The 13,756-nt window shown below is 62.7% G+C and carries 7 protein-coding genes; 2 read left to right on the top strand and 5 right to left on the bottom strand.

Annotation, left to right across the window (positions count from 1 at the left end; all coding sequences use genetic code 11):
- Nucleotides 1–30: 30 nt before the first annotated feature.
- On the top strand, nt 31–1,359 hold the full coding sequence (gene creD / locus ACF8EF_RS04430; RefSeq protein WP_392460595.1) for a cell envelope integrity protein CreD: 1,329 nt from the start codon (nt 31–33) through the stop codon (nt 1,357–1,359).
- A 165-nt stretch (nt 1,360–1,524) separates the two neighbouring features.
- Here creD and ACF8EF_RS04425 read toward each other — a convergent pair whose 3' ends face one another.
- The 5 genes from ACF8EF_RS04425 to aceE form a co-directional block, all read right to left on the bottom strand.
- Nucleotides 1,525–2,148 (bottom strand): glutathione S-transferase, encoded by a 624-nt coding sequence (locus ACF8EF_RS04425; RefSeq protein WP_392460594.1) that lies wholly within the window; start codon nt 2,146–2,148, stop codon nt 1,525–1,527.
- Nucleotides 2,149–2,151: 3 nt separating this feature from the next.
- Nucleotides 2,152–2,820 carry a peptide-methionine (S)-S-oxide reductase MsrA gene (gene msrA, locus ACF8EF_RS04420; protein ID WP_010951691.1) on the bottom strand — a complete coding sequence of 223 codons (669 nt, stop codon included), beginning with the start codon at nt 2,818–2,820 and terminating at the stop codon, nt 2,152–2,154.
- A gap of 168 nt (nt 2,821–2,988) precedes the next feature.
- Complete coding sequence (locus ACF8EF_RS04415; RefSeq protein WP_176683554.1) at nt 2,989–5,679, bottom strand: bifunctional diguanylate cyclase/phosphodiesterase; 2,691 nt, start codon at nt 5,677–5,679, stop codon at nt 2,989–2,991.
- Between the two features lie 409 nt (nt 5,680–6,088).
- Nucleotides 6,089–7,723: a dihydrolipoyllysine-residue acetyltransferase gene (aceF, locus tag ACF8EF_RS04410; protein ID WP_339444533.1), complete on the bottom strand. Its 1,635-nt coding sequence runs from the start codon at nt 7,721–7,723 to the stop codon at nt 6,089–6,091.
- A 13-nt stretch (nt 7,724–7,736) separates the two neighbouring features.
- Nucleotides 7,737–10,382: a pyruvate dehydrogenase (acetyl-transferring), homodimeric type gene (gene aceE, locus ACF8EF_RS04405; protein WP_003255651.1), complete on the bottom strand. Its 2,646-nt coding sequence runs from the start codon at nt 10,380–10,382 to the stop codon at nt 7,737–7,739.
- Nucleotides 10,383–10,765: 383 nt separating this feature from the next.
- On the opposite strand from aceE, the gene glnE reads away from it, so the two are divergent.
- Nucleotides 10,766–13,699: a bifunctional [glutamate--ammonia ligase]-adenylyl-L-tyrosine phosphorylase/[glutamate--ammonia-ligase] adenylyltransferase gene (glnE, locus tag ACF8EF_RS04400; RefSeq protein WP_392460592.1), complete on the top strand. Its 2,934-nt coding sequence runs from the start codon at nt 10,766–10,768 to the stop codon at nt 13,697–13,699.
- Nucleotides 13,700–13,756: the final 57 nt, after the last annotated feature.

Genomic DNA, 13,756 nt, shown 5'->3' with positions numbered 1-13,756 from the left:
GACACTGCGCCCACTGCCACAGGAGGCCACATGAACAAGACCCTAGGTTTCAAACTCGGCATGATCGCCATGCTGATGTTGCTGTTGCTCATCCCACTACTGCTGATCAACGGCCTGATCGACGAACGCCAGGCCATGCGCGACGGCGTGCTGCGCGATATCGCCCAGAGCACCAGCTTCGATCAGCAACTCAGCGGCCCGCTGCTGGTGGTGCCTTACCGCAAGTACCAGCGCCGCTGGATCGAAAAGGACGGTGAGCGTACCCAGGAAACCAGCACCATCGCCGGCCACCTGTACTTTCTGCCGGAAACCTTCGACGCCGACCTGGGTGTGGACACCGAACTGCGCGCCCGAGGCATCTACCAGGCGCGGTTGTTCCACGCCAAAGGCCGTATCAGCGGCCGCTTCAAGCTCCCGGAGCATTGGGGGATCGACAAGGACTTTGACGACTACCGCTTCGACACGCCGTTCCTGGTGGTGGGCATCAGTGATATCCGCGGTATCGAAAGTGCTCTGGAGCTGAGCATGGACGAGCAAAAAGTGCCGTTCGAGGCCGGCACCCAGCTCGACTGGATGCGTGGCGGCGTGCACGCCAGCCTGCCGGGGCTGGACGGGCTACAGGCGCGAGCGTTCAGCTATGGCTTTGACCTGGCGCTGCAAGGTACCGGCCAGTTGCACGTGGTGCCCGTGGGCCGTACCAGCAGCGTGGACATGCGCGCCAACTGGCCGCACCCGAGCTTCGTCGGCAACTACTTGCCCAACCGCCGCGATATCGATGCTCAAGGCTTCAGTGCCCACTGGCAAACCTCGTTCTTCGCTACCAACCTTGAGGACGCGATACGCCAGTGCGCTAACGCCGGGCAGTGTGCAGATTTCAGTGAGCGCAGCTTTGGCGTGAGTTTTATAGACCCGGTGGACCAGTACCTGAAAAGCGAGCGGGCGATCAAATACGCGTTGTTGTTCATTGCCCTGACCTTTGCCGGTTTCTTCCTGTTCGAGGTAATGAAGAACCTGAGTGTGCACCCGGTGCAGTACATCCTGGTGGGCGTGGCGCTGGCGTTCTTCTATCTGCTGCTGCTGTCGTTGTCCGAGCACATCGGTTTTGGTTTGGCGTATGGGCTGTCGGCTTCAGCCTGTGTGCTGCTGATCGGCTTCTACCTGAGCCATGTGTTGCGCAGCCTGGGGCGAGGGGTGGGTTTTGCCGCGGGTTTGGCGGCGTTGTACGCGCTGCTCTTCGGGCTGCTGAGTGCCGAAGACTATGCGCTGCTGATGGGGTCGCTGCTGTGTTTCGGCCTGCTTGGGGTGTTCATGGTGCTGACCCGGCGGCTGGACTGGGCACGGGTGGGGAGGGCGGCATGAGGGAGGACAAAGAGATCGGGCGCTGGTTGGCCCTCAGGATCGGGCTGTTGTTTCCTGTGATACCGAGGTGAGGCCTTCGCGGGCACGCCCGCTCCCACAAGCCCACCACAGATAGCGAACACTGTGGAAACCTGTAGGAGCGGGTTCACCCGCGAAGGGGAACTGTCAGGCCACTGGCGCTGTAGCGACCATCGATGGCCGCTTGACCACCTCGGCATACCACGCCGCCAATCCAGGTTGGCGCTCACGCCAGCCGAATCCGGGCTGACGCAAATCCAGATAGCCCAGCGCACAGGCCACGCCAATCGCCGCCAGGTCGAAGCCGGACATCAGCTCCGGCAAGTGCTCCTGCTCCAGGTTGGCCAGGCTCCGGCGGATCTTGTCACCCTGCGCCTGCAGCCAGCCCTCCCAGCGCTTTTCTTCTGGCCGCAGGAAGCTCTCATAACGGCTCGACACCGCCGCATCCATGATCGCATCGGCCTGTGATACCAAGGTCATGCGCCGCCAGCGCGCCGAGCCTTCTCGCGGCAGCAGCGGCAGGCCTACGTGCTGCATGTCGAGGTACTCGCAGATTACCCGGCTGTCATGCAGCACGGTGCCGTCTTCCAGGCGCAGGGCCGGGATCTTGCCGATCGGGTTGTCCAGGTTGAGCTGCGGGTCGCCGCTCACCGGGCTGATGTTCACCGGCTGCAACTGCACACGCTCAAGCTGGCCGGTTTCGTGCAACACCACCATGACCTTGCGCACGAAAGGCGACAACGGCGAGTGGAACAGGGTCATCGTGCTCATGCTTCAGTTACCTTGCAGGCTGGGTGGCAGACACACGCCGGTGCCACCGATGCCGCAGTAGCCGTCCGGATTCTTGGCCAGGTACTGCTGGTGGTAGGCCTCGGCGAAATATACGGTCGGTGCCTGGTCGATTTCGGTGGTGATTTCACCGAAGCCGGCCTTGCTCAGCTCGGCCTGGAAGGCGTCGCGGCTGGCCTTGGCCTGTTCCAGCTGTTCCGGGCTGGTGCAGTAGATGGCCGAGCGGTATTGGGTGCCGATGTCGTTGCCCTGGCGCATGCCTTGGGTCGGGTTGTGCAGCTCCCAGAACATCGCCAGCAGTTCGCGGTAGCTGACCTTGTCCTTGTCGAACACCACCAGCACCACTTCGGTGTGGCCGGTCAGGCCCGAGCAGACTTCTTCGTAGGTAGGGTGCGGGGTGAAGCCGCCGGCGTAGCCGACCACGGTGCTGACCACACCTTCACGCTGCCAGAAGCGGCGCTCCGCGCCCCAGAAGCAGCCCAGGCCGAAGATGGCGAAGTCGATGGCGCCTTCGAAGAACGGGCCGAGCAGCGGGGTGTCTTTGAAGACGTAGTGGAACTCGGGCAGGCTCATTGGCGTGTCGCGGCCAGGCAGGGCCTGTTCCGCAGTGGGCATGACGTTTTTGTTCACCAGGATTTCCGAACGCAGGACCATGGCCGTTCCTCTGTGTTTATTCAGTGGGGGAGTGGTTTGGGCCTTCGCGGGCATGCCCGCTCCCACAGGTACAGCACAGGTTTCAAAGGTTGTGGTGTTCCTGTGGGAGCAGGCGTGCCCGCGAAAGGGCCCGAATGGCTTCTATAGTGCCCGAGGATTACGCAGCTGTCAGGCCAGCGGGCCACGCGGATAGCGCTTCAGCCGTTCAGCCAGCTCGCGCCCGGGAATTGGCCGGTCGAACAGGTAACCCTGGCCCACGTCGCAGCGGTGGCGGCGCAGGAACGCCAGTTGCTCCGGCGTCTCGATCCCTTCGGCCACCACCTTCAGCTTCAGGTTATGGGCCATGGCCACCACCGCCGAGGTGATTTCCATGTCGTCCTGGTTGTCGGGGATTTCGTTGATGAAGCTGCGATCGATCTTGAGGATGTCGATCGGAAACTTCTTCAGGTAGCTCAGCGACGAATAACCGGTGCCGAAGTCGTCCATGGCCAAGGTCAGGCCCAGGGCCTTCAGTTCATCCAGCTGGCGGTGGGTGTCCTCGCTGGCTTCCAGCAGCAGGCCTTCGGTCAATTCCAGCTCCAGCAGGTGCGGGGGCAGGGCTTCTTCCTTGAGGATGGTGCTGATTGACGCCACCAGGTCCGGGTCGGAGAACTGTTTGGGCGACAGGTTGATGGCTACATGCAGGTTGCCCAGGCCGGCCTTGCGCAGTTGCTGGCTCATGCAGCACGCCTGGCGCACCACCCATTTGCCGATAGGGATGATCAGGCCGGTTTCCTCGGCCACGCTGATGAACTGGTCCGGGCGGATCATGCCGCGTTCGGGGTGGTTCCAGCGCAGCAGTGCTTCCAGGCCCAGCAGGCGACCGCTGCGCAGGCACAGCTTGGGCTGGTAGAACACGTCCAGCTCATTCTGGGTCAGGGCACGGCGCAGGTTGTTTTCGACGAACAGCTTGTAGCTGGCTTCGGCATTGAGCACTTCGGTAAACACCTGTACCTGGTGTTTACCGTTGGCCTTGGCCTTGTGCAATGCAAGGCCGGCATTCTTCATCAGGCTGGCTGGGTCGATGCCGTGCAACGGTGCACAGGCCAAGCCTACCGAGGCGGTGACGTTGATCAACTGGTTATCGACGAACATCGGCTTGTCGAGGGTGCACAGCAACTGCTGGGCAACGCCTTGGCCATCTTCAAGGCTGGTGTCGTCGAGCAGCACGGCGAACTCGTTACTGGCAAAGCGCGCGAGGATGCCACCGCTGTGCAGGCTGTTGCGCAGACGCCTGGCCAGGCTGATCAGCAGCTTGTCGCCGGTCTGGTGGCCAAGGCTGTCGTTGATGCGCTTGAAGTTGTCGATGTCCACCAACAGCAGGCACATCGAGCTTTCGCCATCGCGGGCGAAGCGCTCGTCCAGGCTGCGAATGAACGCCGGGCGATTGCCCAGGTTGGTGAGGTTGTCGGTGTAAGCCAGGCGCTCGATGCGTTGCTGGGCCAGCTTGGTCTGGGTGACGTCTTCGTAGATGCCGATGTAGTGGGTCAGCTCACGGTTGTCACCGTATACCTTGGAGATCGACAACTGGCCCCAGTACGGCTCCAGGTTCTTGCGCCGGCTCTTGAACTCGCCCTGCCAACTGTTGCCCATGGCCAGGCTCGACGGCGAGTCGAACAGCAGTTCGCTGAGGTTCTCCAGTGCCGGTAGCTCGCCCAACTGGCGGCCCTGCACTTCGTCGGTACTGTACTGGGTGATGGCGGTGAAGCTGGGGTTGACGTACTCCACCCGGCCGTCGCGGTTCACCAGCAGAAAGGCGCTGGCGCTCTGCTCGACCGCGCGCTGGAACAGATGCAGGGCACTGGCCGCGGCCCGCCGTTTGTGGTTTGTGATCACTTGGGCGAACTGGTCGGCCAGCTCGCCGGCAAAGGCAATCTCGTCCGACTGCCAGGCCCTTGGCTGGCCGCTTTGCTCCAGGCACAACACGCCGATCACCTGGCCATCGACGCGGATGCTGGCGTCGAGCATGGCCTTGTTTTCCGGGCGCATGCTTTGCGCCAGAGCACGGGTACGCGGGTCGTGGCCGGCGTTGTGAGCGTCAATGGCGCGGCTTGCGTGCAGTGCATCCAGGTAGTCGGGGAAGCGGCTGGCATCGATGGCTTCGGGCTGGCGGTGCTCCTGCGCATCGCGGTACCAGGCGATGATCGGTTCCAGGCGTTGGTCTTCCAGGTGCCAGATGCTGGCGCAGTCGACCTTGTAGATTTCGCAGGCGCTCTGGGTGATCAGTTGGGCCGCTTCGAGTAGCGAGTTGCCCGCGCTGTAGCGCTGGCGGGCGAGGCGCAGGATAAGGTCCTGCTGGCCGCGCACACGCTCCAGGTGCTCCAGCTGTTCTTGCTGTGTGCGCTGGTTCAGTTGCAGGGCCAGCTGCAAGCGATTGTTGCGTGACTCCAGGTCGCTGGCGCCAAGTTCGCCGCTATCTTCCTGCTGGTCGTCGAGTACGCTCAGGTAGCCGCGTAACAGCTGGCGGTTGTGTTGTTTGTAAGCTTCACCCGCTTCCAGCAGGCGCAGCGAGGTGCTCGGCGTGTGCAGGGTGTAACGCACGCGGTAGTAGCCGCGTTGGGCCAGTTGCAACTGGATTTCGTCGTGCAGCCGGTAGCGTGCTTCGGGTTCCATCAGGCTAGCGTAGGGCGCGTCAATCAGGGCACACAGCTCGCCGGTTTGCATGCCGAACTGGCGCTCACAGGCCGGGTCAAGGTAGAGCATGGCCCAGGTGGCTTCGTTGAGCCTTTCGAAACGCAGCATGCCGAGCCGCGAGGGCACGGGTAACTGCGTCACGACCTCGGCCGCCACACGGCTGGCGGCATCGGGTTGGCTTTTCATCGAAGACTCGCTTGAAGAGGGAACGCTGCCTTTTGGCTGCGGCGGATTTGGCAAGGTTGCATCATGTCCCGAGGGCTGGCAAGCGGCCATGCTTGATGCTGTGGACAGGTTATCGGCTGACGTGGCCGATTCTGTAGTTTGGCTGGAGATTTTGGGGCCGCTTTGCGGCCCATCGCGACACAAGGCCGCTCCCACACGGATCGCGCCAGCTTTCAGAAATTGAGCAAGACAGTTGCCCCCACAATGGACTGCGATTGCCTGTGGGAGCGGCCTTGTGTCGCGAAAGGAGGGCGAAGCCCTCCCAGCTTTTTCCAGGCAAAAAAAAGCCCCGCCAATCGACGGGGTTGAGGTACGAGCGTGGCAGCTCGAAAAGGGAACTGCCCCTCGCAAGGAGGGGCAGAGTGCTGCCTTACAGCAGCATGGTGCGGATATCGCCCAGCACGTCGCCCAGGCGCTTGGTGAAGCGCGCGGCGGCAGCGCCGTTGATCACACGGTGATCGTAGGACAGCGACAGCGGCAGCATCAGCTTTGGCTGGAAGGCCTTGCCATCCCAGACTGGCTGCATGGTCGCCTTGGAGACGCCCAGGATAGCCACTTCCGGCGCATTGACGATCGGCGTGAAGCCGGTGCCGCCAATATGGCCGAGGCTGGAGATGGTGAAGCAAGCGCCTTGCATCTCGTCAGCCGACAGCTTCTTGGTGCGCGCCTTCTCGGCCAGTGCAGCGGCTTCGGCAGCCAGTTGCAGCAGGCTTTTCTGGTCGACGTTCTTGATCACAGGGACCAGCAGGCCGTCCGGGGTGTCCACGGCGAAGCCGATGTGCACGTACTTCTTGCGGATGATGGCCTTGCCGCTTGGCGCCAGCGAGCTGTTGAAGTCCGGCAGTTCCTTGAGCAGGAAGGCGCAGGCCTTGAGCAGCAGTGGCAGCACGGTCAGCTTCACCCCAGCCTTCTCGGCCACGGCCTTCTGCGCCACGCGGAAGGCTTCCAGCTCGGTGATGTCGGCAGAGTCGAACTGGGTCACGTGCGGCACGTTGAGCCAGCTGCGGTGCAGGTTGGCAGCACCGACCTGCATCAGGCGGGTCAGGGCCACTTCTTCCACTTCACCGAACTTGCTGAAGTCCACGGCAGGGATTGGCGGGATGCCAGCACCACCGGTCGCACCGGCGGCTGCCGGCGCTTCCTTGGCCTTCTGCATCATGGCCTTGACGTAGACCTGCACGTCTTCTTTCAGGATGCGACCGTGCGGGCCGGTGGCAGCAACTGCACCCAGCTCGACACCGAATTCACGGGCCAGCTGACGAACAGCGGGACCTGCGTGAACCTTGGCATTGCTGCCAGCGGCCGGTGCGGTAGCAGCCGGTGCGGGGGCAGCAGCCGGTGCGGCCGGTGCGGCGGCCGGAGCAGCCTCAGCCTTGGCTGGCGCAGGGGCGGCAGCTGGTGCCGGCGCGGCAGCCGGGGCTGCACCCGCCACTTTCAACTTGAAGATCAGGTCGCCAGTGCCGACTTCGTCTTCCAGCTTGCACAGTACTTCTTCGACCACGCCGGCGGCCGGCGACGGGATTTCCATGGAGGCCTTGTCGGACTCCAGGGTGATCAGCGACTGGTCGGTTTCGACGGTGTCGCCGACTTTGACCAGTACTTCGATGATCTTGGCCTTGCCCGACGAACCGATGTCCGGCACATGGATGTCCTGCACGCTGGCGGCAGCCGGGGCTGCGGCCGGAGCAGGGGTGGCTTCGGCGGCGGGAGCCGGCGCAGCTGCCTGAGCCGGAGCGGCAGCAGCCGGTGCCTCAGGGGCCGCAGCAGCGGCGCCCTCGGCTTCCAGGACCAGCAGCTCGTCGCCTTCTTTCAGGCGGTCGCCCAGCTTGACCTTCAGCTCCTTGATGACGCCGGCCTTGGGCGCCGGGATTTCCATGGAGGCCTTGTCGGACTCCAGGGTCAGCAGGCTTTGGTCAGCCTCGATACGGTCACCGACCTTGACGAACAGCTCGATGATTTCACCTTCACCGCTGCCGATGTCAGGTACGCGAATGAGTTCGCTCACTTAAAAATACTCCTCAGCAGTCCAGTGGGTTGCGCTTGTCCGGGTCGATACCGAACTTGACGATAGCGTCTGCGACAACCTTGGGTTCGATCTCGCCACGGTCAGCCAGGGCTTCCAGGGCAGCCAGCACCACGAAGTGGCGGTCGACTTCGAAGAAGTGACGCAGCTTCTTGCGGCTGTCGCTGCGACCGTAACCGTCGGTACCCAGGACTTTGAACTCTTTGCTCGGTACCCACTGGCGAATCTGCTCGGCGAACAGCTTCATGTAGTCGGTAGAGGCAATGACCGGGCCTTTGCGACCGTTCAGGCACTGCTCGACGTAGGTCTGCTGTGGCTTCTGGCCAGGCTTCAGGCGGTTGGCGCGTTCCACGGCCAGGCCGTCGCGGCGCAGTTCGTTGAAGCTGGTGACGCTCCACACGTCGGCACCGACGTTGAACTCTTCACGCAGGATCTTCGCGGCTTCGCGGACTTCGCGCAGGATGGTGCCGGAGCCCATCAGCTGTACGTGGTGTGCGGCTTCGCGGGTGTCCTCTTCCAGCAGGTACATGCCCTTGATGATGCCTTCCTCGACACCGGCCGGCATGGCTGGTTGCTGGTAGGATTCGTTCATCACGGTGATGTAGTAGAAGATGTCCTGCTGCTCTTCGGTCATCTTCTTCATGCCGTCCTGGATGATCACCGCCAGCTCGTAGCCGTAGGTCGGATCGTAGGTGCGGCAGTTCGGGATGGTGCCCGCCATCATGTGGCTGTGACCGTCTTCGTGCTGCAGGCCTTCACCGTTGAGGGTGGTACGGCCGGCGGTACCGCCGATCAGGAAACCACGGGTGCGGCTGTCGCCAGCGGCCCAGGCCAGGTCGCCAATACGCTGGAAACCGAACATCGAGTAGAAGATGTAGAACGGCAGCATCGGCTGGTTGTGGCAGCTGTACGAGGTACCGGCAGCGATGAACGACGACATGGCGCCGGCTTCGTTGATGCCTTCCTCGAGGATCTGGCCCTTCTTGTCTTCGCGGTAGAACATCACCTGGTCTTTATCGACTGGCTCGTAGAGCTGGCCGACCGACGAGTAGATGCCCAACTGGCGGAACATGCCTTCCATACCGAAGGTACGGGCTTCGTCCGGGATGATCGGGACGATGCGCTGGCCAATGTCCTTGTCCTTGACCAGCTGCGCCAGAATACGCACGAAGGCCATGGTGGTGGAGATTTCGCGGTCGCCCGAGCCATCCAGGATCGCTTTCAGCGTTTCCAGTGGCGGGGTCGGCACGCTGAAGCTCTTGGCACGGCGCTGTGGCACGAAACCGCCCAGGGCAGCACGGCGCTCGGCCAGGTACTTGGCTTCGGCAGAACCTTCTTCCGGCTTGAAGAACGGCAGGTTCTCCAGGTCGGCATCCTTGACCGGGATGTCGAAGCGGTCACGGAAGTGACGCAGGCTGTCGACGTCGACCTTCTTGGTGTTGTGCGCGGTGTTCTTGGCTTCGCCAGCACCGGTGCCGTAACCCTTGATGGTCTTGGCCAGGATGACGGTCGGCTGCTCTTTGTGGTTAACAGCCTGGTGATACGCCGCGTAGACCTTGTACGGGTCGTGACCGCCACGGTTGAGCTTCCAGATCTCTTCGTCGGACAGGTCTTCGACCATGGCCTTGAGTTCCGGGGTGTTGAAGAAGTGCTCGCGAACGTACGCGCCGTCTTTGGCTTTGTAGTTCTGGTACTCGCCGTCGATGACTTCGTCCATGCGGCGCTGCAGGGCACCGTTGGTGTCCTTGGCCAGCAGTGGGTCCCAGAAACGGCCCCAGACGACTTTGTTGACGTTCCAGCCACCGCCACGGAACACGCCTTCGAGTTCCTGGATGATCTTGCCGTTGCCGCGAACCGGGCCGTCGAGGCGCTGCAGGTTGCAGTTGATGACGAAGATCAGGTTGTCCAGCTTCTCGCGGCCGGCCAGGGCGATTGCACCCAGGGATTCCGGCTCGTCGCACTCACCGTCGCCCATGAAGCACCAGACCTTCTGCTTGCCGGCCGGGATGAAGCCACGGGCTTCCAGGTACTTCATGAAGCGTGCCTGGTAGATCGCCTGGATCGGGCCCAGACCCATCGAAACGGTCGGGAACTGCCAGAAATCAGGCATCAACCATGGGTGCGGGTACGAAGACAGGCCGTTGCCGTCCACTTCCTGGCGGAAGTTGTTCATCTGGTCTTCGCTGATACGGCCTTCCATGAAGGCACGGGCGTAGACGCCTGGCGATGCGTGGCCCTGGAAGAAGACCAGGTCGCCGCCGTGTTCTTCGGTAGGGGCCTGGAAGAAGTAGTTGAAGCCGATGTCGTACAGGGTGGCACTGGAGGCGAAGCTAGAGATGTGTCCGCCCAGGTCCGAGTCTTTCAGGTTGGTACGCATGACCATGGCCAGCGCGTTCCAACGCACCATCGAGCGAATGCGGCGTTCCATGAACAGGTCGCCAGGCATGCGTGCTTCGTGGGTGACAGGGATGGTGTTGCGGTATGGCGTGGTGATCGCATATGGCAGCTGGGAGCCACTGCGGGTGGCCAGCTCGCCCATACGGGTCATCAGGTAATGAGCGCGGTCTTCGCCTTCTTTGTCGAGGACCGACTCCAGGGCATCCAGCCATTCCTGGGTTTCGATTGGATCGAGGTCTTGCATGGCTTGCTCCAGGGCGGAAAGGCAACCAGAATCGATTGCCTGAGATTGCGACTGGCCTTATGGGCAGACGTCGTGAATTCTTGGATTACCGGGGTGTCTTCCGGCGCGTTGTAGTTTTACTACATTTGCTTTCGCATTTCATGCTTTTACACGACACGAGTAGTAGTAAAACTACATTTGTGCGACGTTTGGTCGCACCTTGGCTTGTGAGGAAAAACGTTCATGTTGGTTGGCATTGTGTCGCGAACGGGTGGTTCTTGATGTTTATTGCCAAGATTTCGTTTTTTTCAGCTATTTCCAACTTTTGTACGACAGTCCAACCGTGGTCCGGCTTCCCCTTGGCCGCTTTTTCCCCTCTATTTCACGCCGATCAAGGATAGACCATGCGCCTACCTTTGCCCTCCGATCTGCCCGCCACCTTGCAGCCGCTGGTCACTCGCAACCAGCAGTTCATCAGCGATGCCGTGGCCGGCCACCCCGAACTCGACCTGCAGGCCTGGAGCCCGCTGCACCGGCAGCAGTTCGACCAGGTGGCTGCTGCCAGTGAATTCGTGCTCAGCCTGGCCCAGCGCGAGCCGGCCATGCTGTTCGCCCTGCTGGCCAGTGGCGAGCTGGAGCGGCGTTACGCCCCCGGTGAGCTGCGCGGGCAAATCGCCGCAACGGCCCAGGCGGCACAGAGCGAGGACGAACTGGCGCGCAACCTGCGCCGCGCGCGCAACCGCCAGCAGTTGCGCATTATCTGGCGCGACATCACTCGCCAGGCGGAGCTTGGCGAAACCTGCCGTGACCTGTCGGACCTTGCCGATGCGGCCATCGACGAAGCCTACCAATGGCTGTACCCGCGCCATTGCCAGCAGTTCGGGACACCCATCGGCAACCGCAGCGGCCAGCCGCAGCACATGGTGGTGCTGGGCATGGGCAAGCTGGGAGCGGTAGAGCTTAACCTGTCGTCGGACATCGACCTGATCTTCGGTTTCCCCGAGGGCGGTGAAACCGAAGGGGTGAAGCGCTCGCTGGACAACCAGGAGTTCTTCACGCGCCTGGGCCAAAGGCTGATCAAGGCGCTGGACCCGGTTACTGTCGACGGCTTTGTATTCCGCGTTGACATGCGTCTGCGTCCCTATGGTTCGGCGGGTGCCCTGGTGCTCAGCTTCAATGCACTGGAGCAGTACTACCAGGACCAGGGCCGTGACTGGGAACGTTACGCGATGATCAAGGCGCGGGTGGTGGCCGGCGACCAGGCGGCTGGCGCGCAGTTGCAGGAGATGCTGCGCCCGTTCGTGTACCGCCGCTACCTGGACTTTTCCGCAATCGAAGCGCTGCGCACCATGAAGCAATTGATCCAGCAGGAAGTGCGGCGCAAGGGCATGGCCGAGAACATCAAGCTGGGGGCCGGTGGTATTCGCGAAGTGGAGTTCATCGCCCAGGCCTTCCAGCTGATCCACGGCGGGCGCGACCTCAGCCTGCAGCAGCGGCCGTTGCTCAAGGTGCTGGCCACCCTGGAAGGCCAAGGCTACCTGCCGCCAGCAGTGGTGGCCGAGTTGCGTGAGGGCTATGAGTTCCTGCGGTACACCGAGCACGCGATCCAGGCCATTGCCGACCGCCAGACGCAAATGTTGCCGGAAGGTGAGACCGATCAGGCACGCGTGGCCTACATGCTCGGCTTTGCCGACTGGCAGAGCTTCCATGACCAGTTGATGTACTGGCGTGGCCGCATCGACTGGCATTTCCGCCAGGTCATTGCCGACCCGGATGATGAAGACGGTGAAGGCGAACTGGTGGTGGGTGGCGAGTGGTCGCCGTTGTGGGAGCAGGCGCAGGACGAAGAAGCCGCTGGCCGGCAATTGCAAGAGGCTGGCTTCAAACAACCCGCCGAAGCCTTGCGGCGCCTGGCCGGGCTGCGTTCCAGCCCGCAGTTGCGCTCGATGCAGCGCATCGGCCGTGAGCGACTAGACGCATTCATCCCGCGGCTGTTGGCCCAGGCGGTGGAGCATGACAACCCCGACCTGGTGCTTGAGCGGGTGCTGCCATTGGTCGAGGCTGTGGCGCGGCGTTCTGCCTACCTGGTACTGCTGACCGAAAACCCGGGTGCCTTGCGCCGTTTGCTGACGCTGTGCGCTGCCAGCCCGTGGATTGCCGAGCAGATTGCCTTGTACCCGCTGCTGCTCGACGAACTGCTCAATGAGGGCCGTTTGTTCAGCCCGCCCTTGGCGCCAGAACTGGCCAGCGAACTGCGCGAGCGCCTGACGCGCATCCCCGAGGACGACCTGGAGCAGCAGATGGAGGCGCTGCGCCATTTCAAGCTGGCCCACAGCCTGCGCGTGGCTGCCTCGGAAATCAGCGGCAACCTGCCGTTGATGAAAGTCAGCGACTACCTGACCTGGCTGGCTGAAGCCATCCTCGACCAGGTGCTGGCCCTGGCCTGGCGCCAGACCGTGGCCCGCCACGGCCAACCCAAGCGCAGCGACGGCAGCCTGTGCGACCCGGGTTTCATCATCATCGGTTACGGCAAGATGGGCGGCCTGGAACTGGGCCACGGTTCGGACCTGGACCTGGTCTTCATCCATGACGGCGATCCGCAGGCGGAAACCGACGGTGCGAAGCCTATCGACAGTGCGCAGTTCTTCACGCGTCTGGGGCAGCGCATCATCCACTTGCTGACCACCCAGACCAACTCGGGCCAACTGTACGACGTGGATATGCGCCTGCGCCCGTCCGGCGCCTCGGGGCTGCTGGTCAGCTCGCTGGGTGCGTTCGAACGCTACCAGCAGAACGAAGCCTGGACCTGGGAACACCAGGCGCTGGTACGGGCCCGTGTGCTGGTGGGTTGCAAGCAGGTGGGGGCGGCATTCGAAGGTGTGCGCGCCAAGGTACTGGGCCAGGCGCGCGACCTGGAAAAACTGCGCAGCGAGGTGAGTGAAATGCGCGCCAAGATGCGTGACAACCTCGGTACCAAGGCTACGGTTGCCGGTACGGGGGCGAACGCCTTCGACGCCGGCGTGCCGTTCGATATCAAGCAGGATGCCGGCGGTATCGTCGATATCGAATTTATGGTGCAATACGCCGCTTTGGCCTGGTCCCACGACCATCCGGCCATACTTCGATGGACCGATAACATCCGCATTCTGGAAGAGCTGGAGCAGGCGAACTTGATGCCGGCCAGTGACGCGGTGCTGTTGCGTGAAGTGTACAAGGCGTTCCGCTCGGCCTCCCACCGCCAGGCCCTGCAGAAGCAGGCCGGGGTGATCGATGCGGCGCAGTTTGCCGATGAACGCCGTGAAGTGCGGCGGATCTGGGGTGAGTTGGGTTTAAGCTGATACCGTGTTGGCTTGTTCGCGGGCAAGCCCGCTCCCACAGGTACTGCACAGGCCCTG

Source organism: Pseudomonas sp. zjy_15, assembly GCF_043101865.1.
Lineage (GTDB): Bacteria > Pseudomonadota > Gammaproteobacteria > Pseudomonadales > Pseudomonadaceae > Aquipseudomonas > Aquipseudomonas putida_Y.
Note: the sequence above shows the minus strand (reverse complement) of the source record. Positions and strands in the feature narration are given on the sequence as shown.